The organism is Arthrobacter antioxidans (genome assembly GCF_023100725.1).
GTDB lineage: Bacteria > Actinomycetota > Actinomycetes > Actinomycetales > Micrococcaceae > Arthrobacter_D > Arthrobacter_D antioxidans.
This window is the reverse complement of sequence record NZ_CP095501.1, coordinates 606,960-631,951: the sequence shown is the minus strand read 5'-3', so window position 1 is coordinate 631,951 and position 24,992 is coordinate 606,960. Positions and strand designations below refer to the sequence as shown.

21 protein-coding genes are annotated in these 24,992 nt (G+C 69.9%); 13 read left to right on the top strand and 8 right to left on the bottom strand.

Going from position 1 to position 24,992, the window contains the following annotated elements:
• The first annotated feature begins 31 nt into the window (after positions 1-31).
• The 4 genes from MWM45_RS03015 to MWM45_RS03000 are packed head-to-tail and all read left to right on the top strand — an operon-like array spanning position 32 to position 4,210.
• A complete protein-coding gene (locus tag MWM45_RS03015) occupies positions 32-1,345 on the top strand; it encodes an ABC transporter substrate-binding protein (RefSeq protein ID WP_247828068.1) in 1,314 nt (437 codons plus the stop codon).
• 5 nt (positions 1,346-1,350) lie between these two features.
• On the top strand, positions 1,351-2,325 hold the full coding sequence (locus tag MWM45_RS03010) for a carbohydrate ABC transporter permease (RefSeq protein WP_247828067.1): 975 nt from the start codon (positions 1,351-1,353) through the stop codon (positions 2,323-2,325).
• Positions 2,322-3,212: a carbohydrate ABC transporter permease gene (locus tag MWM45_RS03005; RefSeq protein WP_247828066.1), complete on the top strand. Its 891-nt coding sequence runs from the start codon at positions 2,322-2,324 to the stop codon at positions 3,210-3,212. The genes MWM45_RS03010 and MWM45_RS03005 overlap by 4 nt, the downstream gene beginning before the upstream one ends.
• Positions 3,209-4,210: a glycoside hydrolase family 43 protein gene (locus MWM45_RS03000; protein ID WP_247828065.1), complete on the top strand. Its 1,002-nt coding sequence runs from the start codon at positions 3,209-3,211 to the stop codon at positions 4,208-4,210. Before MWM45_RS03005 ends, MWM45_RS03000 begins: the two co-directional genes overlap by 4 nt.
• A 28-nt stretch (positions 4,211-4,238) precedes the next feature.
• Here MWM45_RS03000 and MWM45_RS02995 read toward each other — a convergent pair whose 3' ends face one another.
• Genes MWM45_RS02995 through MWM45_RS02985 form a run of 3 tightly spaced genes read right to left on the bottom strand, consistent with a single transcriptional unit; the run spans position 4,239 to position 5,398 of the window.
• A complete protein-coding gene (locus MWM45_RS02995) occupies positions 4,239-4,571 on the bottom strand; it encodes a DUF3253 domain-containing protein (RefSeq protein WP_247828064.1) in 333 nt (110 codons plus the stop codon).
• Positions 4,564-4,932, bottom strand: a complete 369-nt coding sequence (locus MWM45_RS02990; RefSeq protein WP_247828063.1) for a 2-polyprenylphenol hydroxylase — start codon at positions 4,930-4,932, stop codon at positions 4,564-4,566. The genes MWM45_RS02995 and MWM45_RS02990 overlap by 8 nt, the downstream gene beginning before the upstream one ends.
• 7 nt (positions 4,933-4,939) lie before the next feature.
• A complete protein-coding gene (locus tag MWM45_RS02985; protein ID WP_247828062.1) occupies positions 4,940-5,398 on the bottom strand; it encodes a DUF3817 domain-containing protein in 459 nt (152 codons plus the stop codon).
• Positions 5,399-5,681: 283 nt separating this feature from the next.
• On the opposite strand from MWM45_RS02985, the gene MWM45_RS02980 reads away from it, so the two are divergent.
• Positions 5,682-9,347: a TM0106 family RecB-like putative nuclease gene (locus tag MWM45_RS02980; protein ID WP_247829118.1), complete on the top strand. Its 3,666-nt coding sequence runs from the start codon at positions 5,682-5,684 to the stop codon at positions 9,345-9,347.
• Between the two features lie 213 nt (positions 9,348-9,560).
• Here the strand turns inward: MWM45_RS02980 and MWM45_RS02975 are convergent, their stop codons facing one another.
• The 3 genes from MWM45_RS02975 to MWM45_RS02965 form a co-directional block, all read right to left on the bottom strand.
• On the bottom strand, positions 9,561-9,764 hold the full coding sequence (locus MWM45_RS02975; RefSeq protein WP_026533290.1) for a cold-shock protein: 204 nt from the start codon (positions 9,762-9,764) through the stop codon (positions 9,561-9,563).
• 210 nt (positions 9,765-9,974) lie between these two features.
• The gene (locus MWM45_RS02970; protein ID WP_247828061.1) at positions 9,975-10,964 is read right to left on the bottom strand and encodes an LLM class flavin-dependent oxidoreductase; all 990 of its coding nucleotides are present in this window, start codon (positions 10,962-10,964) and stop codon (positions 9,975-9,977) included.
• 223 nt (positions 10,965-11,187) lie between these two features.
• On the bottom strand, positions 11,188-11,967 hold the full coding sequence (locus MWM45_RS02965; RefSeq protein WP_247828060.1) for a FadR/GntR family transcriptional regulator: 780 nt from the start codon (positions 11,965-11,967) through the stop codon (positions 11,188-11,190).
• Between the two features lie 186 nt (positions 11,968-12,153).
• On the opposite strand from MWM45_RS02965, the gene eat reads away from it, so the two are divergent.
• Genes eat through MWM45_RS02935 form a run of 6 tightly spaced genes read left to right on the top strand, consistent with a single transcriptional unit; the run spans position 12,154 to position 18,201 of the window.
• The gene (gene eat, locus MWM45_RS02960; protein ID WP_247828059.1) at positions 12,154-13,587 is read left to right on the top strand and encodes an ethanolamine permease; all 1,434 of its coding nucleotides are present in this window, start codon (positions 12,154-12,156) and stop codon (positions 13,585-13,587) included.
• Positions 13,588-13,641: 54 nt separating this feature from the next.
• Positions 13,642-15,015 (top strand): glutamine synthetase family protein, encoded by a 1,374-nt coding sequence (locus tag MWM45_RS02955; protein ID WP_247828058.1) that lies wholly within the window; start codon positions 13,642-13,644, stop codon positions 15,013-15,015.
• A gap of 6 nt (positions 15,016-15,021) precedes the next feature.
• On the top strand, positions 15,022-15,792 hold the full coding sequence (locus MWM45_RS02950; RefSeq protein WP_247828057.1) for a gamma-glutamyl-gamma-aminobutyrate hydrolase family protein: 771 nt from the start codon (positions 15,022-15,024) through the stop codon (positions 15,790-15,792).
• Positions 15,789-17,171, top strand: coding sequence for an aldehyde dehydrogenase family protein (locus tag MWM45_RS02945; protein WP_247828056.1), 1,383 nt, complete (start codon positions 15,789-15,791; stop codon positions 17,169-17,171). The genes MWM45_RS02950 and MWM45_RS02945 overlap by 4 nt, the downstream gene beginning before the upstream one ends.
• A gap of 28 nt (positions 17,172-17,199) precedes the next feature.
• The gene (locus MWM45_RS02940) at positions 17,200-17,997 is read left to right on the top strand and encodes a 3-oxoacyl-ACP reductase (RefSeq protein WP_247828055.1); all 798 of its coding nucleotides are present in this window, start codon (positions 17,200-17,202) and stop codon (positions 17,995-17,997) included.
• Positions 17,998-18,042: 45 nt separating this feature from the next.
• Positions 18,043-18,201 carry a hypothetical protein gene (locus MWM45_RS02935; protein WP_247828054.1) on the top strand — a complete coding sequence of 53 codons (159 nt, stop codon included), beginning with the start codon at positions 18,043-18,045 and terminating at the stop codon, positions 18,199-18,201.
• 33 nt (positions 18,202-18,234) lie between these two features.
• Here MWM45_RS02935 and MWM45_RS02930 read toward each other — a convergent pair whose 3' ends face one another.
• On the bottom strand, positions 18,235-18,789 hold the full coding sequence (locus tag MWM45_RS02930) for a helix-turn-helix domain-containing protein (protein WP_247828053.1): 555 nt from the start codon (positions 18,787-18,789) through the stop codon (positions 18,235-18,237).
• A 78-nt stretch (positions 18,790-18,867) separates the two neighbouring features.
• Between MWM45_RS02930 and MWM45_RS02925 the strand changes: the two genes are divergently transcribed.
• A complete protein-coding gene (locus tag MWM45_RS02925; protein WP_247828052.1) occupies positions 18,868-20,055 on the top strand; it encodes a benzoate/H(+) symporter BenE family transporter in 1,188 nt (395 codons plus the stop codon).
• Between the two features lie 10 nt (positions 20,056-20,065).
• Here the strand turns inward: MWM45_RS02925 and MWM45_RS02920 are convergent, their stop codons facing one another.
• On the bottom strand, positions 20,066-21,367 hold the full coding sequence (locus MWM45_RS02920; RefSeq protein WP_247828051.1) for a cation:proton antiporter: 1,302 nt from the start codon (positions 21,365-21,367) through the stop codon (positions 20,066-20,068).
• A gap of 224 nt (positions 21,368-21,591) precedes the next feature.
• Between MWM45_RS02920 and MWM45_RS02915 the strand changes: the two genes are divergently transcribed.
• Positions 21,592-24,888: a DEAD/DEAH box helicase gene (locus MWM45_RS02915; protein ID WP_247828050.1), complete on the top strand. Its 3,297-nt coding sequence runs from the start codon at positions 21,592-21,594 to the stop codon at positions 24,886-24,888.
• The last annotated feature ends 104 nt before the right edge of the window (positions 24,889-24,992 follow it).

The window sequence follows — 24,992 nt, the reverse complement described above, 5'->3', positions numbered from 1 at the left end:
AGTGCGCAACGTTTTCAACGAGGAGGACACCATGAACCATCCGAAGCGATCCCTGCGCGGACGCCTGCGGGCAGCAACAGCCTTGGGCGCCGTCGCACTGCTCGGCCTGACCGCCTGCGGCGGTTCCGGCAGCGAGCAGGCCGCCAGTGAATTCACCGGCGAATACGACGGTCCCGCGGTCGAGCTCTCCTTCTGGAACGGCTTCACCGGTGGTGACGGCCCGTTCATGGAGACCATGATCGAGGAGTTCAACGCCGAGCACGAGAACATCAAGGTCAGCTCCAACACCATGCAGTGGGCGGACTTCTACCAGCGCCTCCCGGCAGCCGTCACCGCAGGCGAAGGCCCCGACGTGGGCGCCATGCACCTGGACCAGTTGTCCTCGATGGCCGCACGCAATGTCATCGTGCCGGTCGACGACCTCACGGACACGCTGGAACTGACGGGCGACGACTTCACCCAGGAAGTCTGGGACGCCGGCGTCTACCAGGACGAGCGGTTCGGCATCCCCCTGGATGTCCACTCCCTGGCCATGTACTACAACACGGAGCACTTCGAGAAGGCCGGCATCACCGAGGCCCCCACCGATGCGGCGTCCTTCGAGGACGCGCTCAAGAAGCTGCAGGCTGCGGGCTACGACACCCCGTTCTGGATGCCGTCGCTCTGGCCGAGCCACCTGATGAACCTCTCCCTCCAGTGGCAGAACGGCAACGAGCCGTACGACGCCGAGGCCTCCAAGGCCAACTTCGCCTCCCCCGAGGGCCTCGAGGCCATCGACTGGCAGCGCGGCATCGTCGAGGACGGGTACAGCCCCTCCAACGTCGCGATCGACTCGCAGTACGTCGCATTCAAGAACGGCGAGACGTCGATCACCTGGGACGGCATCTGGCAGCTCAACGACCTCGAGGCGTCAGGCATGTCCTACGCCTCGGCGCCGATCCCCACGATCTTCGACGAGAAGGCCGTCTGGGCCAGCTCGCACAACTTCTTCCTGCCCCGCCAGGCACAGCCCGATCCGGACAAGGCCAACGCCGCCAAGGTGTTCATCGCCTGGATGAGCGAGAACTCGGCCGAGTGGGCCGGCTCCGGCATGATCCCCGCCCGTGAATCGGTCCGCGCGGAGGGTGCCCTCGAAGGCATGCCGCAGGAGGCCATCGCCGAGGACATCGATTCCATGCGGTTCCTGCCGCCGGTCCCCGGTATCGGTCAGGTCCAGACGGAGACCCTCGAGGTCGGCGTCAACAAGGCGGTCCTCGGCGAGGAATCACCCGAGGACGCCATGACCGAGGCAGCGGACAATGCCTCGACCCTCATGGAAGAGAACAAAGCGTCGTTCGGAGAGTAAGAACCATGACCACGCTGAAGCAGCAAGAAGGGGGTGCCCCCTCACGGAAGGGGGCACCCCGCCCGTCGGGGACGTCGTCGTCCCGCGGGATCCGCAAGCAGGCCGCCGCAACGCCGTGGCTGTTCCTGGCCCCGTATCTCGTCCTGTTCATCGCGTTCGTCCTGGTGCCCATCGTCTTCGGTGCCTGGATCAGCCTGCACACCTGGGACTACACGCGGCCGCTCAAGCCGTTCGTGGGTCTCCAGAACTACGTCGAGCTGTTCACACCCGATTCCAGGCAGTTCGCCAACTTCTGGGGGGCGATGCAGGCCACCGGCATCTTCACCCTGTTCAGCGTGCCGCTCCTGCTCACCATCCCGCTCGCGGTGGCACTGCTCATGGCCAAAAAGTTCCCCGGCCGCAACTTCTTCCGGGCCGTCTACTTCGCGCCCTACGTCCTGGGCGTCGCGGTCATCGGCGTCCTGTGGCGCTACCTGCTCGACAACAACATCGGCCTGGTCAACTACTACATGGGACTGGTCGGCCTGCCGAGCGACATCGCCTGGACCACCTCGACCCCGGCCGCCTGGGTGGCCCTCGTCGGTGTGACCGTGTGGTGGACCCTCGGTTTCAACGCCGTCATCTACCTTGCCGGCCTCCAGGACATCCCCTCGGAGCTCTACGAGGCGGCCCGGATGGACGGCGCCAGCGCCTGGCAGCAGTTCGTCAACATCACCATCCCCGGGCTCCGCCCGGTCCTGTCCTTCGTGGCCCTCACGACGCTGATCGCGTCCGTGAACATGTTCGGCCAGTCCTACCTCATGACGCAGGGCGGACCGGGCAGGGAGACCCGCACGGCGATCTACCAGATCGCGGACACGGGACTCCGCAACTTCCAGATGGGCAGCGCGGCCGCCATGAGCTACGTGCTGACCCTCTTCCTCATAGCCCTGAGCCTCCTGGTCTTCTGGCTGTTCCGTGAACGGAAGGATGGCCGATGAGCTCGACTGTCGAAACCCGCACCACCCGAACCGGCGACCCGTCGGCGAAACCGGCGCGCAAGCTCAGGCTCGGCACCCTCGCGAAGATCGTCCTCCTCGCGGTGGTGGCGCTGATCTTCATCAGCCCGGTGATCTTCATGATCGTCACCTCGTTCAAGACGCGGCCCGATGCGACGTCCATCCCGCCGTCGTGGATCCCCAACCCGTTCTCCCTCGAGGCGTACCGGACGCTCCTCGCCCCAGGGACCAACACCCCGGTGCTGCGGTGGTTCTTCAACAGCATGGTGGCTGCGATCATCCACTCGGCGCTCGTCGTCGTGACGGCCTCCCTGGCCGCGTACCCGCTGGCCCGGATGAACTTCCGTGGCAAGAAGATCGTCTTCGCGGTCATCGTCGCGACGCTGCTGGTCCCCCCGGTGATCCTCGTGATCCCGAACTACCTGCTCGTCAGCGACCTCGGCTGGCTGAACTCGCTCGTCGCGATCATCGTGCCGACGGCGGCCTCCGCGTTCGGCGTGTTCTTCATGCGGCAGTTCTTCATCTCCCTGCCGGACGACCTCGAGGAGGCTGCGCGGATCGACGGCGCGAACCGCTTCCAGATGTTCACGCGCATCATCCTGCCGCTCGCGAAGCCGGCCATGGCCACCCTGGCGCTGCTGGCGTTCCTCGGTAACTGGAACGACTTCCTGTGGCCGGTCTACGTGCTGTTCACGCCCGAGGTGCAGACCCTGCCGCCGGGCCTGTCCACGCTGCAGTCGGCCAACGCCGTCCGCTACGACCTCCTGATGGCTGGCGCCGTGATCGCCAGCGTGCCGGTGCTCGCCCTGTTCGTCTTCCTCCAGCGCTTCATCATCGAAGGCGTCTCCCGATCCGGGGTGAAGGGGTGAGTCGTCCGCTCCCGGGCCGCCTGCTCGCCCTGCTGGCTGTCGCCGCGCTTGCCGCGGCGACCGCCGGCTGTGCCCCGTCGGAGCCGTCGGAGGCATCGGAGACCGAGCCCCCGGCAGCGGAGCAGAACTCCACCAGGGTGCTGGACGAGGAGTTCGCCGATCCGGACATCCTCCAGGTCGGTGACACCTATTACGCCTACGCGACGGAGGGGAACCGCAAGAACGTCCAGGTGGCGACGTCCACGGACCTCCTCGAGTGGGAACAGCTCGACGCCGACGCGCTGCCGGAGCTCCCCTCGTGGATCATCCCGGGCAAGACCTGGGCGCCCGAGGTGACCGAGGTGGCGGAAGGACAGTTCGTCCTCTACTTCACCAGCACCAATTTCGACCCCACGGTGCAGTGCATCGGCGTGGCCACGGCCACGGACCCTGCGGGGCCGTTCACGGTCGCGGGGGACGCGATGCTGGTCTGCCCCGAGGACGAGGGCGGGGCCATCGACGCCAGCACCTTCGTGACGGACGAGGGCCTCAACCTGGTGTGGAAGAACGACGGCAACTGCTGCGACAAGGACACCTGGATCCAGACGGCGCCGCTCACGGCGGACGGTCTGTCACTCGCCGGACCGACGCAGAAACTCATCAAGCAGGACCTCCCTTGGGAGGGCAACCTCGTCGAGGCCCCGACCGTCGTGCCGCGTGACGGCGGGTACGTGCTGCTCTACTCCAGCAACGACTACGGCGGACGGTCCTACAACGTGGGCCAGGCCTCGGCCCCGGCGCTCGAGGGGCCGTGGGAGAAGGCGCCGGAGCCCTTCCTCACGTCGGACTCCTTCGGCGGCGACCGCTACATCGGCCCGGGCGGACAGGACCTGGCCACCGCTCCCGACGGTCAGGCCTACCTCCTGTTCCACAGCTGGGACGCCGCGGTGACCTACCGGTCGATGCACGCGGAACCGGTCGAATGGACGGGTACCGGACTGACACTGACGGACAGCTGAGCACCACCCCGACTGCGGGGCACGAGCATCACCCGGACGACGGCGCTTCCCCCGAGGCGCCGTCGTCCGTCGTCGCGGCCCCGGTATCGTCCGTTGTCGCAGCCCCGCCGTCGATCCAGCGGATGCGGATCGGGCCGCGCGCGTCCGGGGCCACCGGCTCGCCGTGCTGGGTGACATGGACGAGCCCCTCGCCGGCCAGGTCGAACGCGATGCGCCGCGCGGCGGGCATCAGGTCGCGCCACCGGTCCCCGCCGATACCGCGCGCGGCCTCGGACGGGCACAGCGTCTTCCCGCCGCCCCGCTGCGCGGCGATCCTCAGGATCTCGGCCCGCAGCTCGGGGTCCGTGACCCCGTCAGTCATCGCCGGGTGCATCCTCCGCCGGACGGTCGGCGGTGCCGCCGGGCTTCTTCGGGTGCATGCGGTCCAGCTCCTGCAGGGCGGCGGTCCACCGCGCGGTGCGTTCGGCCGCCGACTGCTCCCACCAGGGCGTCCCCCGCTCGCCGAGTCCTTCCTTCGCGAGCTGGACGGTGCGCCGCGCGCGAGGCAGGGCAGCGCCGTCGTCGCCCTTGGCACTGTTGCGCACGCCCGAGCGTCCGCGTCCGAGGTGGGACATCAGGCGCGCCTTCACATCGTCCGGCAGCGAGGGATCGGTCTTCCGCCAGCGGCGGCCGCTGTGGAGGAAGAACCGCTCGTCGTCCGTGGTGTTCCGCAGGTCGCTCATGCGTGCCTCAGCTCGGGGATCCGGGAGGGCCGACGATCAGCAGCACGCTGAAGACCACGGAGATCCCGACGACGGCGACCAGCAGCGCGACGAGCGGACTGCGCAGCACCCACGCCTGGAGCCGCTCCACGGGGGTGCGGGGCGTCTCGGCTCCCGGGGCGAGACGCCAGGACCCGGCGAGCTGTCCGCGGCGCTCGATCCACCGCTCGTACGGGATGGTCGCGAACGGGACGACCGCCGAGGCGAGACCCAGCAGCCCCGTCACCACCGACCAGCGCTGGTTGACCCAGATGAAGACGGTCGTCGCCACGAAGCAGAGGAACACGAAACCGTGCACGGCACCCGCCGGAGGAACGACCGCCTCGGTGGTCCGCGAGACGTACTTGAGGAACATGCCCAGCAGCAGGAAGGCCCAGGTCACCGCCTCCGCGACGGCGACGGTGCGGAAAAGCGTGCGGGGGTTCATGGGGCTCCTGGTCGGTCGGTGGTCGGTGCCTCCAATTCTCCCAGACCCTCGGCGGGCCCGCGTGCCCGGCGCTCCCCGCCCCGGCGGCGGCCCTGCGCGCCGGGGTTCCTCGAAGAGGCCGTCATGCGGCCCTGCCGGGTATCCTCGACTGTCGGCTGCACGGTCGGCTGCTCCCGGCACCGCCTGCCGGGCCGGACGCCCCATGACCACGGTCACAGGATCGTCGGCGGCCCGTGATGGACTGCTGCTCTTCCCGGCACCACGACGAAAGGATCAGCGGCCCATGTTCCTGCTCGACGCCGATGGCGGCTCGGACGCGACCTCCCCCGACCTCGTGTTCTCGGCGACGGACCTCGTCACGGCGTCGGAGTGCGCGTACCGGCTCCTGCGCATCCTCGACGAGAAGCTGGGACGGACCCCACGGGCACAGTTCCCCGTGGACGAGATGCTGCAGCGCGCCGCCGCCCTCGGGGACGTGCACGAGCACCGGGTCCTCGACGAGCTGGTCGCCGAGCACGGGCTGTGGTCACCGGGCAACGTGTCGGGCGTGTACGACGTCGAACCGGCCGCATCCATGGACCGCGCCACCCTGGCGGCCAAGCACGAGGAGTCGCTCCACGCCCTGCGCTCCGGCGCGGCCGTCGTGTTCCAGGCGGCGTTCTTCGACGGCGTGTTCCACGGGCGTTCGGACTTCCTCGTCCGGCAGGACGACGGCGCGTACGCCGTCTGGGACACCAAGCTCGCCCGCCACGCCAAGGTCGGCGCCCTGCTGCAGCTCGCGGCGTACGGCGACCAGCTGCAGGCGGCGGGCATCCCGACGGCGGACGGGGTGACGCTGGTCCTCGGTGACCGCAGCCGCAGCACCCATCGGCTGCCCGATCTGCTGCCCGTGTTCCGCGAGCGCCGCACCCGCTTCCTCGAGCTCGTGCACGGCCACCGGGGGCAGCCGGACCCCGTGGCCTGGGGCGCGTCGGGAGTCGCGGCGTGCGGGCGGTGCGACTACTGCGCCGAGCAGGTGCTGGCATCACGGGACCTGCTGCTGGTGGCCGGGATGACCACCGACCGCCGGGCACGGCTCCACGGCGAGGGCATCTCCACGATTGACGACCTCGCCGCGCTGCCCGACCGCCCGGAGGACACCGCCCTGACGCGGCTGCAGGAGCAGGCGCGCCTGCAGGTGGGCGAAATCGCGGTGGACGGGGGCGTCACCTACCGCGATGCCGGAGGCGCCGAGCGCACGCTGTCCTACCGTGTCCTCCCCCGGCACACGCTGCGGGCCCTGCCCGCGCCGAGCCCCGGCGACATCTTCTTCGACTTCGAGGGCGATCCCCTCTGGCAGGATCCCGGCGACGGCAGCTGGGGCATCGAATACCTGTTCGGCGTCGTCGAGCAACCCACGGACGACGACGGCGAGCCTCCCTTCCGTCCCTTCTGGGCCCACAGCCGTGCTGAGGAGCGCACGGCGTTCGTCCGGTTCCTCGAGTACGTCCGGCAGCGCCGCGTGCGGTACCCGGACCTGCACGTCTACCACTACGCGGCCTACGAGAAGAGCGCCCTGCGGCGGCTGTCCCTCGTCCACGTGATCGGCGAGGACGCCGTGGACACGCTGCTCCGCGAAGGCGTCCTCGTGGACCTCTACGACACCGTGCGCCACAGCCTCCGCATCTCCGAGCGCTCCTACAGCCTCAAGAAGCTCGAGCCCCTCTACATGGGCGGCACCCTACGCTCCGGGGACGTGACCGATGCCGGGGCGTCGGTCGTCGCCTATGCCGCCTACTGCGCCGCGCGCGACGCCGGGGACAGCGCCGCTGCGGCGGAGATCCTCGCCGGCATCACCGACTACAACCGTTACGACTGCCTCTCGACGCTCGGGCTCCGGGACTGGCTGCTCTCGCTCGGGCTGCGGCACGGGGCCGGGCCGCACCCCCGTGGACCGGAGACGGCCCGCGCCGACACGCCCGACGGTGCGCACCTCCACGCGCCCGAGACGTCGTCCACCTCCCCGCACGACGCCGCGGGACCCACCTCACCTGCGGCCACCTCCGCTGCGCCCGACGCCGCGGAGCACCCCGCCCACGGACCCGCTCCCGAGGAGGCCCGGCTGCTGGCGTACCTCGCCGACCTGCCGGCCGCTCCGGGGAAGGACACGGAGCAGCAGGCCATCGCGCTCGTCGCGGCCGCCGTCGGATATCACCGCCGGGAGCGGAAGCAGTTCTGGTGGTCCCATTTCGACCGGCTCGCCTCCCCCGCCCACACCTGGGACGACGCGCGTGACGTGCTGGTCTTCTGCACGCTCGAGGTGGTGCAGGACTGGGCGAAACCGACATCCCGCTCGAACCCCGTCCGGCTGCTCAAGGCGACCGGGACCCTGACGGCGGGCGCCGACATCCGTGAGGGCTCCACCTACTTCGCGATCTACGACGCGCCCGTCCCGTCCGATGCGGACAGCATCGACACCGGAGGCACCGGGCGCGGCGGCTGGTTCGGCGTCGAGGTGATGGAGCTGTCCGAGGACGCGGACGGCGTCGCGACAGTGGTGCTCAGGGAGAAGCTACGGCGAGGAGCACCGGAGCGTCCCGAGCTGCCCCTGGCGCTGGCCCCCGACCAGCCGCTCATGACGAGGTCGATCCAGGACGCCCTGATGGACCTCGCGGACCGCGTGGGCCGGTCGCTCCCCGACCTGCCCGCTGATCCCGCGCTCGACCTCCTCCGGCGCCTCCCCCCACGCCTCGCCGGCGGCGCCGAACTGCCCACGGCACCGCCGCACGGTGACGGGTATGCCGAGGCCATCACCGCCGCCCTCCACCTCCTCCAGGACTCGTATCTCGCCGTGCAGGGTCCGCCCGGCACCGGCAAGACCCACGTCGGGGCGGACGTCATCGCGCGCCTGGTGCGCAGCGGATGGAAGGTGGGCGTCGTCGCGCAGTCGCACGCCGTCGTCGAGAACCTGCTGCGCCGTGCCGTCGAGGCCGGCGTCCCCGCCGACCAGGTGGCCAAGCGCACCGAGACGCCGGACACCCCCTGGACGCAACGGTCCGACGACGACGTCGCGCGCCTGATCGGCGGAGCCGGCGGCTGCCTGGTCGGGGGGACGGCCTGGACGATGACCGGGAGCAGGGTGCCGCCGCGGTCCCTCGACCTGCTGGTCATCGACGAGGCGGGACAGTTCTCGCTCGCGAACACGATGGCCGTGGCCCGCGCCGCACGCAGGCTCCTGCTCCTGGGTGACCCGCAGCAGCTCCCCCAGGTCACCCAGGGCACCCACCCGGAGCCGGTCGACGCATCCGCCCTCGGCTGGCTGTCCGTCGGACACGCGACGCTGCCCGGGCAGTTCGGCTACTTCCTCGCGGACACCTGGCGCATGCATCCGGACCTGTGCCACGCGGTGTCGGTCTTCGCGTACGACGGCAGGCTGACCACGGCCACGGCGGCGCGCGGGCGGCACCTGGAGGGAGAGCGGCCAGGCATCGAATGCGTCGTCGTCGACCACGAGGGCAACGCGACGGCCTCGGCCCAGGAGGCAGCGGAGGTCGTCACCCAGGTGCGGCGCCACCTCGGTCTGGCCTGGACCCCGGAGCCGGGCGCCGTCCCGCGCCCGCTCGCGCAGGAGGACATCCTGGTGGTCGCCCCGTACAACGCCCAGGTGCAGCTCACCCTGCAGGCCCTGCGGGCGGCCGGGTTGGGGGACGTCCGGGTGGGAACGGTGGACCGGTTCCAGGGTCAGCAGGCCGTGATCGTGGTCGTCACCATGACGGCGTCCTCCGCCGCGGAGGCACCCCGCGGCATCGGGTTCCTGCTCGATCGCAACCGCGTGAACGTCGCGGTCTCGCGGGGGCAGTGGCGCGCCGTCGTCGTCAGGTCCCCGCGGCTGACCGAGCACATGCCCTCCACCCCGGCCGCACTGGAGGAACTCGGGGCGTTCATCGGTCTCTGCGACGGGGAGGGCTGAGGGAAGCCCCTGCGTCCCGCCAGGACGGCGGTCGGGGCGGCGCGGCACGACGCGGGCGGCGCGGGCGGCGCGGCGCGGCGGTCGAGGCGGCGCCGGCATGCGGGCGGCATGAGCACGCGGTCGGTCCGCAGACAGGGCCCGGTTAACGAAGAAGCAGGCCGGACCGAAGTCCGACCTGCTACTCGCGAAAAGATCTAGTGGAAGATCCGAGCCTTAGAGGGGCTGGATGTTCGACGCCTGAGGACCCTTGGGGCCCTGCTCGGTGTCGAAGCTGACCTTCTGGTTCTCGTCAAGCGAGCGGTAGCCGCTCGCATTGATGGCGGAGAAGTGTGCGAACACGTCTGCGCTTCCGTCGTCGGGAGCAATGAATCCAAAGCCCTTTTCAGCGTTGAACCACTTCACGGTACCTGTTGCCATTTTTGTTTATCCTTCTGAAATTCAGACGCACTCCGACTTTCGGAGCGCCCCAGTCGCGGCGTGCTTGTCCGCTTTTTCAGAGACACGATCCGTCCCGTGAGGGTCGGACCGCGTGAAATACAAATGCGCAACACTACAACCGACACCCACTTAACCAAACGTTGGAGGGTAATGGCAAGCAGGAAGCCAAAGTTCTTTGATCGGCTACCCTTACGCGGCGACCGGGAGCATCGCATCGGCCAGCAGTTCGAAGGAGCGGAGCCACGCCTCGGTGCTCTCCGCCTGGGTCGCGACGATGAGCTCGTCGGCCCCGAACCGCTCGGCGAACTGCTCCAGGTAGTCACGGACGACATCGGGCGTGCCGACCGCGCTGTACCTCGCCATCCCGGCCATCTGCTGACCGCTCGGCGACGCGAGGATGGCCTCGGACTCCTCCCGCGTGAACGTCTGCCCGCGCCCCAGGAGCAGGCTCACACGGCGCAGCATGCCCTCATGGAACTCGTGGTGGGCGTCGTTCGCGCTGTCCGCGGCGATGACGTTCACGCCGGCGATGAAGTGCGGCTCCGAGGACTGCGCGGACGGCGTGAACTCCCGGCGGTAGATGGCGGCGGCGTCCTGCAGCGCCTGGGGGGCGAAGTGCGACGCGAAGGCGAAGGGCAGGCCGAGGGCTGCAGCGAGCCGCGCACCGAACAGCGAGGACCCGAGGATGTACAGCGGCACATTGGTGCCCTTGCCCGGGGTCGCCTGCACACCAGGCACACGGCTCTCCCCGCTCAGGTAGCCCTGCAGTTCCTGGACGTCCTGGGGGAAGCTGTCCGCGGCCATGGGATCGCGGCGCAGGGCGCGGGCCGTCACCTGGTCGCTGCCGGGGGCACGACCGAGGCCGAGGTCGATCCGGCCGGGGTGCAGGCTCTCGAGGGTGCCGAACTGCTCGGCGATGGTGAGCGGCGAGTGGTTGGGCAGCATAACACCGCCGGAGCCGAGACGGATGGTGGAGGTGTGCGCGGCGACGTGGGCGATGAGCACGCTCGTGGCCGAGGACGCGATGCTGCCCATGTTGTGGTGCTCCGCGTACCAGATCCGGCGGTATCCCCACCGCTCGGCATGCTGGGCGAGCGAGACGCTCGAGGCGAAGGTCTCCGCCGGCGTGGAGCCTTCGGCGACCTGCGCGAGATCCAGGATGGACAGGGGGACAGTCATGGATGCACCTTCCGATTCGGGAACCACGGCGGGGTGTGTCGCGGACCTCTTGAAGGAACGGTTGCCTGCACACATCTATTTCCCGATCGTCCCGGTGCCGTGCACCGGTGGACGTGGTTCTCCTCACGCTGCGGCGAGCGGCGCCACGGCGGAACCCACGGCGCCTGCCGGGCCTGCCGAGCCTGCCCGGCCTGCCGGGCCTGCCGGGCCTGCGCCGATGGCGCTACGCCCCCGCGGCCTCGTCCTGCGCCTCGTCCTGCGCCTCGTCCTGCGCCTCGTCCTGCGCCTCGTCGAGGAGGAACCCCCGCAGGAGGGCAGCTGTGCCCTCGAGGTGGGCGGTCATCTCGGCCTGCGCGCGCTCCGGATTGCCACCCAGCACCGCCTTCACGATGGCAGCGTGCTGCCGGTTCGAATGGTTGATGTTCGCGGCCAGGAAGGGGATGCGGTCGAGCATGTCGTTGGTGCGGGACCGCGCCTGAGCCACGGCGAGCGCCAGCGACGGGGACCCCGCCGCCTCGGCGATGGCAAGATGCAGCCGGGCATCGAGGGGGCGGTACCGGGTCGCGTCCGCTTCGGCCACCGCCTGCAGTGCTCCGAGGAGGCTACGGCGCGACTCCTCCGTGCACACCAGCTCAGCGGCGAGGCGGGCAGCGCCGGGCTCGACGACGGCGCGGAAGGCGAGGACGTCCTCCACCTCGGCACGGCGCAGGACGGCAGGATCGGCGCCCCGGGTCGGCAACGACGCACTCACGGTGGCGCCCCCGTAGCGGCCGCGCTGGACGGTGAGGTAGCCGGCGGTCTGGAGGTCGGCAAGCCCGTCGCGCAGGGTGGAACGCGAGACGCCCAGGTGCTCGGCGAGGTACCGCTCGGGCGGAAGCCGTGACCCGGCGGGGAAGACCCCCAGCTTGATGGCATGCAGGAGCCGTTCGACCGTCTCCTCGAACGCGTTCCCCCTGCGTGCCGGCTGGATGAGGCGGAACGCGGGATCCGCCGGGTCGTTCATGCCCACACCTCACGCATCGGCCGGTGCCGCTCCTGCCTGCCACCTCTTGACGATTTCGAGCGGTGGGACGACCATTATGGCACTCATTGGACTGATTTCAGTCCAATGTCGTCGGCGGGAATCCGCTCCGCCGAGAAAGGCCCGCCCTACCCGTCCTCCATCCGGCCGTCCAACCAAGGGGTACACGTGGCACACAGGAACATCGATTACACCGCCGTCGACGACCAGTACCACAAGCACCGGAAGCTCAAGAGCGGGGCCGCCGGCTGGGTCCTGCTGGCAGGGCTCGGCGTCGCCTACGTCATCTCGGGGGACTTCTCCGGCTGGAACCTCGGACTCGCCGAAGGCGGCTGGGGCGGCCTGCTCATCGCCTTCATCCTGATGGGCATCATGTACACCTGCATGGTCTTCGGTCTCGCCGAGATGTCATCGACGCTCCCGACGGCCGGCGCCGGCTACGGGTTCGCCCGCCGCGCCCTCGGCCCGCTCGGAGGCTTCGCCACGGGCATGGCGGTACTGATCGAATATGCGGTCGCACCGGCCGCGATCGCCACGTTCATCGGTGGCTACATCGAGGCGCTCGGACTCTTCGGCATCACCAACTCGTGGCCGGTCTACCTGGTCACCTACGTGGTGTTCATCGGGATCCACCTCTGGGGCGTCGGCGAGGCGCTCAAGCTGATCTTCGGCATCACCGTGGTCGCCGTCATCGCCCTGGTGGTGACCGTCATCGGACTCCTGCCGCACTTCGAGACCGCCAACCTCTTCGACATCGTCCCCGACGGGTCGGCCGGGGCGTCCGCCTTCCTGCCCTACGGGTTCTCCGGCGTCCTCGCCGCGCTGGTGTTCGGGATCTGGTTCTTCCTGGCCATCGAGGGCGTCCCCCTCGCCGCCGAGGAATCCAACGACCCGAAACGGGACATGCCCCGGGGCATCATCGTCGCCATGCTGCTGCTCCTGGTCTTCGGCGCGCTCATGCTCTTCCTGGTGCCGGGGGCGGCAGGCGCCGAAGCGATGGGCCAGTCGGACTCCCCACTGCCGGAAGCGTTGCGTGCGGCGGCGGGCGGGGACTCCTTCCTCGCCGACTTCGTCAACTACGCAGGGCTCGCCGGCCTCGTCGCCAGCTTCTTCTCGATCGTCTACGCCTACTCGCGGCAACTCTTCGCCCTCTCGAGGGCCGGCTACCTCCCCCGCGTCCTCTCCCTCACCTCGAAGCGCCACACGCCCTGGGTGGCGCTCCTCGTCCCGGGGACCATCGGTTTCCTGCTCGCCGCACTGACGGGCAACGGCGGGCTGCTCATCAACATCGCCGTCTTCGGTGCCACCGTGTCCTACGTCCTGCTGAACCTGTCGCACATCCTCCTGAGGGTGCGGGAACCCGGACTCGAGCGGGGCTACCGCACGCCGGGCGGTGTGGTCACCACGGGCATCGCCCTCGTCCTCGCCGTCGTCGCCCTGGTGGCCACCTTCTTCGTCGACATCCTCGCGGCCTCCATCACCGCCGCCATCTTCCTCGGCGCGCTCGCCTACTTCTGGTTCTACAGCCGCCACCACCTGGTAGCGAGCGCCCCGGAGGAGGAATTCGCCCTGCTGGAGAAGGAGGAGCAGGACCTGGCCTGACCCGATCCCGTCCGACCCGCGACGACGACACCCCGAAACGACAGAAGGAAGCTCATGGACCCGCATCCCCGCAGCGAACGCATGCTCACCGTCGACCAGCTCACCTCGGCCATCCAGGCGGGTGAGATCGACTCGGTGGTCCTGGCGTTCACCGACATGCAGGGCAGGCTGCAGGGCAAGGTGATCCACGGCCGGTTCTTCCTCGACACCGTCCTCGGTCACGGCACCGAGGGGTGCAACTATCTGCTGGCCGTGGATACCGACATGAACACCGTGGACGGCTATGCGATGTCGAGTTGGGAGACCGGGTACGGGGACATGGTGTTCGACCTGGACCTCGACACCATCCGACGCCTGCCCTATCGGGAGGGCACGGTCATGATCCAGTCGGACCTGTCCTTCACCAGCGGCGGGCCGGTCCAGGTGGCACCGCGCAGCATCCTCAAGGCCCAGGCTGCGCGGGCCGCGGCCCGGGGCATGCGGGCATTCTCGGGGACGGAGCTCGAGTTCATCATCTACAACGACTCGTTCGAGGACGCCGGCCTCAAGCACTACCGCGATCTCGTCCCGGCCAACCAGTACAACGTCGACTACTCCATCCTGGGCTCCCTGCGCGTCGAACCGCTGCTGCGCGACATCCGCAACGCGATGTACCAGGCGGGCATGATCGTCGAATCGGCCAAGGGCGAGTGCAACTTCGGCCAGCACGAAATCGCGTTCAAGTACGACGACGTCGTCGTGACGGCCGACAACCACAGTGTCTACAAGCTGTCGGCGAAGGAGATGGCGTCGCAGCGCGGGCAGTCGGTGACCTTCATGGCCAAGCCGAACCAGCGGGAGGGCTCCTCCTGCCACATCCACATGTCCCTCCGGAGCGACGACGGCGGACTCGTGTTCTGGGACGAGGCCGGGAACCAGCGCACCCCGCTCTACGACCACTTCATCGCGGGGGTCCTCGCCACCATGCGCGAGTTCACGCTCTTCTACGCACCCAACATCAATTCCTACAAGCGCTTCTCCGAAGGCTCCTTCGCACCGACCGCGGTGGCCTGGGGGCTGGACAACCGGACCTGTTCCGTCCGCCTCGTGGGCCACGGCTCCTCCGCCCGCCTGGAGAACCGGCTCCCGGGCGCGGATGCGAACCCCTACCTCGCGCTGGCCGCGATGCTCGCCGGCGGCCTGTACGGCGTCGAGAACGAGCTGGAGCTGCCACCACGGATGGACGGCAACGCCTACCTGTCCGACGCCGAACACGTGCCCGCCACGATGAAGGAGGCGCGCGATCTCTTCGCCGGCTCCGCGATCGCGCGGGAGGTCTTCGGCGACGAGGTGGTGGAGCACTACACCCACTACGCCGACGTCGAGCTGGCGCAGTTCAACGCGGCCGTGACGGACTGGGAAGTGCGGCGCGGGTTTGAACGACACTAGGGCGTCATGGTGACGACCGAGCCCGCGCAGGGTACCTACCGGCCCAGGGTCGGCCTCACCACCTACTGGCAGTCCGCCGCCTGGGGCGTCTGGGACGGCACCGCGGCCATCGTCCCGGGCGCCTACGTGCGCGCCGTCGTGGAGGCCGGCGGAACCCCCCTCCTGCTGCCACCCGTGGGCACCGACCCGGGCGTCGTCGGCGTCCTCGACGGTCTGATCGTCATCGGCGGGGTGGACGTGGACCCTGTGCACTACGGCGCCGCCCCGCATCCGACCACGGTGGCCCAGCCGGAGCGCGACGACCACGATCTCGCCCTGACGCGGGCGGCGCTGGCCGCGGGCATGCCCCTCTTCGCGATCTGCCGGGGGGCGCAGATCCTCAACGTCGCCCTCGGCGGCACGCTGCACCAGCACCTGCCCGAGGTGCGGAAGGATGCGGCGCTGTACCAGCCCGCGCCGGGTGTCTTCGGCAGCGTCGACTTCACCACCGAACCCGGCTCCATCGCCCGGCAGCTGCTGGGCAAGCGGGCGTCGAGCCCGTGCTACCACCACCAGGGCCTGGACAGGATCGCCGAGGGGCTGTGCGTGACGGCCCTGGCCGCCGACGGGACGGTGGAGGTCGTCGAAGCGGCGGCCGGAGGCCCTGCCGGCTGGACCCTCGGCGTCCAGTTCCATCCCGAGGAGAACGGGCAGGACAGGCGCCTGTTCGGCGGCTTCGTCGACGCTGCCCGCACCTATGCACTCCACCGCAGCGCCCCGGAAAGGACCGCGTCATGAGCTCCACCCACCAGATCCTCGACCCTGCGACGGAGGAAGCCATCGGCACGGTCGCCATGGCAGGACTCGAGGATGCCGATGCCGCGATCCTGCGGGCGGCCGACGCCTTCCCCGCCTGGCGGCGGGTGTCCCCGGCGGACCGCGCACTGCTGCTGCGGCGGTTCGCGGCGGCCGTCGACGCGGAGATCGAGGCGCTCGCCGCGCTCGAGGTGTCCAACGCCGGCCACACGATCGGGAACGCACGCTGGGAGGCCGGCAACGTGCGTGACGTCCTGATGTACTACTCCGCAGCCCCCGAACGCCATAGCGGGCAGCAGATCCCCGTCGCGGGTGGAGTGAATGTCACGTTCCACGAACCGCTCGGCGTCGTCGGCATCATCGTGCCGTGGAACTTCCCCATGCCCATCGCCGCGTGGGGGTTCGCGCCGGCGCTTGCCGCCGGCAACACGGTGGTCCTGAAACCGGCCGAGCTCACCCCCCTGACGGCGATACGGCTCGGTGAGCTCGCCCTGCAGGCCGGGATCCCGGAGGGCGTCTTCACCGTCCTGCCGGGCAAGGGTTCCGTCGTCGGAGCCCGCTTCGTCACCCACCCCATGGTGCGCAAGGTCGTCTTCACGGGTTCCACCGGCGTGGGCAAGCAGATCATGGCGGGCTGCGCGGACCAGGTCAAGCGCGTGACCCTCGAGCTCGGGGGGAAGAGCGCCAACGTCATCTTCGCCGATGCGGACCTGGAGAAAGCCGCCGCAGCCGTGCCCGACGGCGCTTTCGACAATGCCGGGCAGGACTGCTGTGCCCGGTCCCGGGTGCTCGTCCAGAGGTCCGTCTACGACGACGTCCTGGGCATGCTCGGAGCCGCGGTGGAGTCCGTCCGGGTGGGTGATCCGAGCCGGGAGGACACGCACATGGGGCCGCTGATCTCGGCCGCCCAGCGCGACTCCGTGGCGCGATTCGTCTACGCCGCGGACGGGAAGGCCGTGGCCGACGTCGCCTTCCAGGGCTCCGCCCCCGCCGGACCCGGCTTCTGGTTCCCGCCCACCGTCATCACGCCGTCGGATCCGCGGTCCGCTGCCTTCACCGACGAGATCTTCGGCCCGGTGGTCTGCGTGGTGCCGTTCGAGGACGAAGCGGATGCCGTGCGGATCGCCAACGACTCGGCCTACGGACTGTCCGGGTCCATCTGGACCCGCGACGTCGGCCGTGCGCTCCGCGTCTCACGGGCCATCGACGCCGGGAATCTCTCCGTGAACTCGCACTCCTCCGTCCGGTATTCCACCCCCTTCGGCGGTTTCAAGCAGTCCGGCCTCGGCCGCGAACTGGGCCCACAGGCCCTCGACGCGTTCAGCGAGACCAAGAACGTCTTCCTTTCCACCGACGCCTGACAGGCGTCCATCGACCATGAGGAGTGCCATGACAGCCCTGCCCTACAACGGACTCGTGACCAACCGCCTCCAGGGGCGGACGGCGGTCATCACGGGGGGCGCCTCGGGGATCGGCCTGGCCACGGCCCGGCGCCTCGCCCACGAGGGAGCGCACGTGGTGATCGGTGACATCTGTCCGGACGCCGTCGGGGAGGGGCTGGCGGAGCAGTTCGGCGGCAGCTTCATCCGCGCCGACGTCACCAGCGAGGACGACGTCCGGGGCATGTACGCGTTCGCCGTCGCGACCTACGGCTCCATCGACATCGCCTTCAACAACGCAGGGATCTCGCCCGACGACGACTCCTCCATCCTCGACACGGGGATCGATGCCTGGCGCCGTGTCCAGGAGGTGAACCTGACGAGCGTGTACTACTGCTGCAAGCACGTCCTGCCCTACATGCAGGCGCAGGGACGCGGGTCCATCATCAACACGGCCTCGTTCGTGGCGGTCCTCGGCGCCGCCACGTCCCAGATCTCCTACTCCGCGTCCAAGGGCGGCGTGCTGTCCATGAGCCGTGAGCTGGGGGTGCAGTTCGCCCGACAGGGGATCCGGGTGAACGCGCTCTGCCCGGGACCCGTGAACACGCCCCTGCTGCAGGAGCTGTTCGCGAGCGACGCGGAACAGGCCCGGCGCCGGCTCGTCCATGTCCCGCTGGGGCGCTTCGCCGAACCCGACGAACTGGCTGCCGCCGTCGCCTTCCTGGCCTCGGACGACTCGTCCTTCATCACGGCGAGTCAGTTCATGGTCGACGGCGGCATCGCCGGCGCCTACGTCACGCCCCTGTGACGCAGTTCGGCCCCACGCCCGCGCCGGATCTGCTTGACTGGGCACATGCCCAGCGACCTCCCGACCTCCGAAGCCGCGCTCCGCGAGCGCCAGGACCTCCTCGTCCGCGAGCTCGCGGTGGAGCAGAACTCCGCCCGCCTGCAGGTCCTCAGCGACGAGCTCGAGGGCATCCAGCGCCGGCTCGAGCAGCCGCGCAACGTCTGACCGGCGCCTGATCACCGCATGACCTGCGCCTGGTCAGCCTCGGGGCGCCGGGGTCTCGATGGTCAGGACCCCTTCCGTGATCCCGTCCGTCGACGCGTAGGAGTGCGCTGCATCCCCGCGCCAGGACAGCGCGCCGCCGGCTCCCGCGTCCTGCTCGTCGCCGAGCACACCCACGCGTGCGCTGCCGCGCACCACCCGGAAGTGCTCCACGGTTCCCGGTCCGTGGGCCGGTGACACGCGCGTCCCCGTCGAGGCGATGGTGAGCCAGAAGACCTCGGTAGTACCGCCGTCGTCGTGCGTGCGGACCGTGAGCAGCCGGGCCTCCACGACGCCGTCGGTGATACCGCGCCCCGTCCCGTCCCCCACGAGTCCGGTAAGCGGCACCCCCAGGGGGCCTGCGAGCGCGTAGAGCGTCTCGAGGGTCGGATTCCGGGTTCCCGCCTCCAGCTCGGACAGCGTGCCCTTCCCGATGCCGGCCTGCAGGGCAAGGGCACTGAGGGAGAGCCCTCGGTCCTGGCGCAGCCGTGTGATCCTGCGGGCGACGGCGGAGCGGAGCGACGCATTGCGGTCCGGTTTGTCCTCGGGCATCCCTGCATCCTACGCTGGCCGTTCCGTATACAGAACGAGTGTGGGCGGCGCGACGGCCCATCCGACAGGAGTCCCCCGGTGCACACCAGATCCTCCGTCCGGCCCGGCCTGCACGAACCCGTCCTCGCCGGTATCGTCACGGCCCTGGTGGGCTTCACGTCGTCGTTCGCCGTCGTGCTCGCCGGCCTGCGGGCCACGGGGGCGTCCGAGGACCAGGCCGCCTCGGGCCTGCTGGCGCTGACCGTCGTCGTGGGCCTCGGGATCGTCCTGCTGTCGCTGCGCTACCGCATCCCCGTCACGCTCTCGTGGTCCACGCCGGGGGCCGCGCTGCTCGCCGGTGCCAGCATCCCGTCCGGCGGCTGGCCCGCGGCGGTCGGCGCCTTCCTGGTCACCGGCGTCCTCATCGCGCTGACCGCGGCGGTGCCGTGGCTGGGCCGGCTGGTGGCCCGCATCCCGCAGCACCTCGCGCAGGCGATGCTCGCGGGCGTGCTGCTCCCCCTGTGCCTGGCGCCGTTCCAGTCGATCGGCACCATCCCGCACCTGGTGCTCCCCGTGATCCTCGTCTGGCTCGCAGCATCGGCCCTCGCCCCGAAGTGGTCGGTCCCCCTCGCGCTCGTCGCGGCCCTCGCCGTGATCGGCGTCCAGCTCGGCCTCGCGGGCACAGCGATCGAGTCCTCGTCCCTGGTGCCGTCCGTGGCGTTCACCGTCCCGGACATCGAGCCGGCCGCCGTCATCGGCATCGCCCTGCCCCTCTATGTGGTCACCATGGCGTCGCAGAACCTCCCGGGCGTGGCCGTGCTCTCGTCCTTCGGCTACGAGGCCCCCTGGCGGTCCGCCCTGGCCGTCACGGGAGCGGGGACCGCGGTCGTCGCGCCCTTCGGCGGACACGCGGTCAACCTCGCAGCCCTGTCGGCCGCACTGTCCGCCGGCGAGGGGGCGGGTGAGGACCGCGACCGCCGGTGGATCGCGGCCCTCACGGCGGGGCTGTCCTACCTGGTGCTCGCCGGCTGCTCGGGCGCGCTCGTCGTCGTCGTGGGCGCCGCACCCGCCGGGCTCGTGGAGGCGGTGGCCGGGCTCGCCCTGATCGGCACCATGGCGACGGCGGTGACGGCGTCCTTCCGCGATGCGACGGGTCGCATGAGCGGCGCCGTGACGTTCCTCCTCGCGGCGTCCGGCCTGTCGGTCCTCGGGATCGGCGGGGCCTTCTGGGCGCTCCTCGGCGGGCTCGCGGTGCTGGCCGCCATCGAGCGGGGACGGCCGGCCTGACCGGGAACGGCTAGACGGGCGTGTTCGGCGCCTGAGCCTCGTTGCCCTCGGCGCGGGCCTTGCGCTGCCGGGCACGGTCCAGCGAGTTGATGACCGGCGCCGCGGTGATGCCGTGCACCACGATGGACATCACGATCACGAGCGCGCCGATCCGCCACAGGGTGGACTCGTCGGCCGAGAACTCGCCCTTCGACAGCGCGTAGCTGAGGTAGTAGATGGACCCGATGCCGCGCACGCCGAAGAAGGCCAGGGTGCGGCGCTCGCGCGGGCCGGTCTTCCCGCGGGCCAGGCTGATCCACCCGGTGATCGGCCGGATCAGGAGGATGAACACGGCGGCGACCACCACTTCGAGCGGGCGGAGGCCCTCGAAGAGTCCACGTGCCACGGCGCCGCCGAGCAGGACGAGCACGACGACCGTCAGCAGGCGCTCGAGCTGCTCGATGTAGCTGTGCAGGACCCCGTGGTAGCCGTGGGTCTGCTCCCCCGCGCGGATGGTGACGGCACACACGAACACGGCGATGAAGCCGTACCCCTCGACCGCCTCGGTCAGCCCGTAGGTCAGGAAGGTGGCGGCCAGTGCGACGAAGCCCTCGGAGTGGTTGGCCAGGCGGACGCTCTTGATGGGTGACCGGAAGAAGATGCGACCGAGCAGCATGCCGATCCCGACGCCGAACGCGCAGCCGATGATGATGCGCCACAGCACGTCGAGGAGGATCCACTCCGGGAACCAGGCCGACGGAGCGAGTCCCACGGTGCTGAGCAGGACGGCGAGGTAGACGAAGGGGAACGCGAGCCCGTCGTTCAGTCCTGCTTCCGAGGTCAGCCCGAACCGCACCTCGTCCTCGGCATCCAGGTCCTCCTCCGACTCCGACGGCTCACCCACCTGGACCTCGGAGGCGAGGACGGGATCGGTCGGCGCCAGGGCGGCGGCGACCAGGAGGGCCGACGCGAGGCCGAGGCCGAGGACCCACATCCCCATGAGGGTCAGTCCGAGGATGCACAGTGGCATGGCGATGCCGAGGAGCCGCCAGGTGGTGGACCACCGGCGCCAGCCGACCTTGCGGTCCAGGGCCAGTCCGGCGCCCATGAGCGAGATGATGACGCAGACCTCGCTGAGGTGGATGGTCACGTCGCTGTACTTCATGGGGTCGGGGTCCGGAAGGTCCTTGGCGAACGTGAAGATGAGGATGCCGGCGGCGAGGAAGACCATGGGCATGGACACCGGGGCGCGCCTGAGCAGGCGCGGCAGGAGGGCAGCCGCGAACACGGCCAGTCCCGCAGCCGCGAACATGATGCTTGGAGCCTCGAACACGTGCAACCTCTTCCGTTTCGCTGCGACCTGATGCTCAGGCCCCCAGCCAAGGGTAGGGCAGGCCGGGGTGCCACCGGAGCCCGCATGCCCGGTCACAGGACCCGGTCGGCAGCGGGTAGACTGTGGGGCCGTTTCCGGCTGGACGACCGCCAGCAACCGGGGCTGTTCCGCGAAACGGGGCGCCGGGCGAGAAGAGCGTCACCGTCACGTGAGAGCATGGAATTATGCCCATTTCCACCCACCCCATGGTCGATGTCACGGACATCATCCGGATCGTGGGCGGCGCTGCGTTCCAGCGTGGGCAGACCTACGCCAAGGACGGCGCCGTCAGCTCCCTCACGTGGGACGCCGAGTCCAAGCTGCTGACCGGGAAGGTCCGCGGCACCGCGCCGAACGACTACAGGACCAAGCTGCGCCTCGGACTCAAGGGCGACGGCCGGTTCCGCCCCCTCGAGAACTTCTGCAGCTGCCCCATCGGCGCGGACTGCAAGCACGTGGCGGCCACGGCACTGCAGAGCAACACCGAGAACCTGCTGGCACAGCACGAACGCGACCTCGGCGCCCGATCCGCGCCGCGCCCGTCGGTCCCGGAGGGCTGGCAGGCGTCCCTCACGGATCTCCTGACGGCCGACACCGCCGTCGACCCCGCGCCCGCCCCGCGCACGCCCCTCGGTCTGCAGTTCGAGCTGCGCACCCCCGAGGTCGCCGTGCAGCGGTGGGGCTCCGCCGCCGAACGCCAGGGCCAGCGCACCCTCAACACCCGCCTCGGGGTGCGGCCGGTCAGCCAGAACGGCAAGGGCAAGTGGATCAAGAACAACCTGTCCTGGGGCAGCATCAGCTACCAGACGTACGGGCTGACGCTGGACCCGGACCAGCACCGGTGGTTCTCCCAGTTCCCGGCCCTGCACCGCGGCACCGGCGTCAACTACTTCGGCAACAACGACTCCTGGCTGTACCTCGACGACTTCAGCAACCCGCTGCTCTGGCAGCTGCTGGACGAGGCGCAGCGCCTGGGCATCGCCTTCGTGGGCTCGAAGAAGTCCATGACGATCGAACTCGCGGCCCGCGCCACCCTGAAGCTCGACGCGACCGAGACCGAGGACGGCTCGCTGCGGCTGAGTCCGGCCCTCGACGTCGACGGCCGGCCCCACCCGTCCGAGACGGCCCACGTCATCAGCACGCACGGCATCTACACGGTCGCCCCCGATGACACGATCACGCTCGCCCCGACCTCGCGCAGGCTGACGTCGAAGGACATCGAACTCCTCCAGCGCGGACACGCCGTCGTCGTCCCCGAGGAGGAGAAGTCCCTCTTCCTGCAGGACTACTACCCGAAGCTGCGGCAGTCCATCCACGTGGACAGCAGTGACGGCAGCGTGGAGCTGCCCGAGATCCAGCCCCCGGCGCTCGTCCTCACCACCGCCTACGGTGCGGACGGCTCGGTGGCCCTGGACTGGCATTTCGACTACACCCTCGGCGACGCCGTGCAGCGACGGCCCTTCCGTCGCGGAGGCCCCGGCAGCGACGACGGCTACCGCGAACCCGACGTCGAGGACGCCCTCGCGGCCTCCGCGCGTCAGGCCCTCGGCCCGCTCCCGATCAAATCGCTCAGGCTCGAGGACATGCAGGCCGTCGAGTTCGTGGAGGAGGTCCTGCCCCGGCTCGCGGAGCTCGACGGCGTGAGCGTCGAGATGGTCGGCGAGAAGCCCGATTACCAGGAACTGACCGAGACGCCCACGCTGCGGATCAGCACCGTGGAGACGGAGGACCGCGACTGGTTCGACCTCGGCGTGATGGTGACCGTCAGCGGCCGCACCATCCCCTTCGACTCCATCTTCCGTGCTCTCGCCCAGGGCCGGAAGAAGCTGAAGCTCGTCGACAACAGCTATCTCTCGCTCGATCAGCCCGTCTTCGACCAGCTCCGCGAGCTCATCGAGGAAGCCCGGGCGCTGAGCGAATGGGACCCGGAGTCCGGGCTGCAGATCAGCCGCTACCAGGCGGGACTGTGGGCGGACCTCGAGGAGCTCGCCGAGGAGACCGAGCAGGCGCAGTCCTGGCGCGACGCCGTGAGTGGACTGCTCGAACTAGAGGACGTCGCGGCCACCCCGGCCCCGGCCGGCCTGGTCGCCGACATGCGCCCCTACCAGGCGGAGGGTTTCAGCTGGCTCGCGTTCCTGTGGCGGCACCGCCTCGGCGGCGTGCTCGCCGACGACATGGGGCTCGGCAAGACCCTGCAGGCCCTGGCCCTGATGATCCACGCGAAGGAGACGTCGGGGCTCGACGCACCGTTCATCGTCGTCGCGCCCACCTCCGTGGTCCCCAACTGGTCCAACGAGGCCCGCCGTTTCGCGCCGGGGCTGAAGGTCGTCGCCGTCACCGACACGCAGGGCGCCTCAGGCATCCCGATCGACGAGCAGGTGGGCGACGCCGACGTCGTCATCACCTCCTACACGCTCTTCCGGCTCGATTTCCCGGTCTACCAGGACCTCGCCTGGTCCGGTCTCGTCCTGGACGAGGCGCAGTTCGTGAAGAACCGCGCGTCGAAGGTGCATCAGGCGGCGAAGGACTTCGATGCGCCGTTCAAGCTCGCGATCACCGGCACGCCCATGGAGAACAACCTCATGGAGCTGTGGTCCCTGTTCAACATCGTGGCACCCGGGCTCTTCCCCTCGGCACGCAAGTTCACCGAGGACTACCGCACGCCGATCGAGAAGATCGGCGACAACCGTCCGCTCGTGCGGCTCCGCAAGCGCATCCGGCCGCTGATGATGCGCCGCACCAAGGAGGCCGTCGCCTCCGACCTCCCGCCGAAGCAGGAGCAGGTCCTGGAGGTGGAGCTCCACCCCGAGCACCGGCACATCTACGAGACGTACCTGCAGCGCGAACGGCAGAAGCTCCTCGGGCTGATCGAGGACATGAACCGCAACCGCATGATCGTGTTCCGGTCCCTGACCCTGCTGCGCATGCTGAGCCTCGACGCCTCGCTCGTGGACCCTGCGCACGCGGGCGTCCCGTCGGCGAAGCTCGAGGTCCTGTTCGAGAACCTCGAGGACGTCCTCGCGGAGGGGCACCGGGCCCTCGTCTTCAGCCAGTTCACCTCCTACCTCAAGAAGGCCGCCGAGCAGCTGGATGCCCGCGGCATCGAGTACGCCTACCTGGACGGATCCACCCGCAGCCGCGGCGAGGTCATCGACTCCTTCAAGGACGGCACGGCGCCCGTGTTCCTCATCAGCCTCAAGGCCGGCGGGTTCGGCCTGAACCTGACGGAGGCGGACTACTGCTTCCTGCTGGACCCGTGGTGGAACCCGGCCTCCGAGGCCCAGGCCGTGGACCGCACCCACCGCATCGGGCAGACCAAGAACGTGATGGTCTACCGCATGGTGTCGAAGGGGACCATCGAGGAGAAAGTCATGAAGCTCAAGGAGAAGAAGGCGAAGCTGTTCACGTCCGTCATGGACGACGACGCCATCTTCTCCTCGGCGCTGACCGCCGACGACATCCGGGGCCTCCTGGACGCGTAGGGCCTCGTGGGACCCGGAGGTCGTCCAGGCGTCACCCGGACAGTCCCCCACGCGCCTCGGTGCGCACCGGTGACGGGTGCACGACGACGACACCCACCCCCAGG

Bases quoted from the DNA above. Each gene is read 5' to 3' on its own strand.
- MWM45_RS03015 (WP_247828068.1), top strand. From the start codon at position 32: ATGAACCATCCGAAGCGATCCCTGCGCGGACGCCTGCGGGCAGCAACA.
- MWM45_RS03010 (WP_247828067.1), top strand. From the start codon at position 1,351: ATGACCACGCTGAAGCAGCAAGAAGGGGGTGCCCCCTCACGGAAGGGG.
- MWM45_RS03005 (WP_247828066.1), top strand. From the start codon at position 2,322: ATGAGCTCGACTGTCGAAACCCGCACCACCCGAACCGGCGACCCGTCG.
- MWM45_RS02995 (WP_247828064.1), bottom strand. From the start codon at position 4,571: ATGACTGACGGGGTCACGGACCCCGAGCTGCGGGCCGAGATCCTGAGG.
- MWM45_RS02990 (WP_247828063.1), bottom strand. From the start codon at position 4,932: ATGAGCGACCTGCGGAACACCACGGACGACGAGCGGTTCTTCCTCCAC.
- MWM45_RS02985 (WP_247828062.1), bottom strand. From the start codon at position 5,398: ATGAACCCCCGCACGCTTTTCCGCACCGTCGCCGTCGCGGAGGCGGTG.
- MWM45_RS02980 (WP_247829118.1), top strand. From the start codon at position 5,682: ATGTTCCTGCTCGACGCCGATGGCGGCTCGGACGCGACCTCCCCCGAC.
- MWM45_RS02975 (WP_026533290.1), bottom strand. From the start codon at position 9,764: ATGGCAACAGGTACCGTGAAGTGGTTCAACGCTGAAAAGGGCTTTGGA.
- MWM45_RS02970 (WP_247828061.1), bottom strand. From the start codon at position 10,964: ATGACTGTCCCCCTGTCCATCCTGGATCTCGCGCAGGTCGCCGAAGGC.
- MWM45_RS02965 (WP_247828060.1), bottom strand. From the start codon at position 11,967: ATGAACGACCCGGCGGATCCCGCGTTCCGCCTCATCCAGCCGGCACGC.
- MWM45_RS02955 (WP_247828058.1), top strand. From the start codon at position 13,642: ATGGACCCGCATCCCCGCAGCGAACGCATGCTCACCGTCGACCAGCTC.
- MWM45_RS02950 (WP_247828057.1), top strand. From the start codon at position 15,022: ATGGTGACGACCGAGCCCGCGCAGGGTACCTACCGGCCCAGGGTCGGC.
- MWM45_RS02945 (WP_247828056.1), top strand. From the start codon at position 15,789: ATGAGCTCCACCCACCAGATCCTCGACCCTGCGACGGAGGAAGCCATC.
- MWM45_RS02940 (WP_247828055.1), top strand. From the start codon at position 17,200: ATGACAGCCCTGCCCTACAACGGACTCGTGACCAACCGCCTCCAGGGG.
- MWM45_RS02935 (WP_247828054.1), top strand. From the start codon at position 18,043: ATGCCCAGCGACCTCCCGACCTCCGAAGCCGCGCTCCGCGAGCGCCAG.
- MWM45_RS02930 (WP_247828053.1), bottom strand. From the start codon at position 18,789: ATGCCCGAGGACAAACCGGACCGCAATGCGTCGCTCCGCTCCGCCGTC.
- MWM45_RS02915 (WP_247828050.1), top strand. From the start codon at position 21,592: ATGCCCATTTCCACCCACCCCATGGTCGATGTCACGGACATCATCCGG.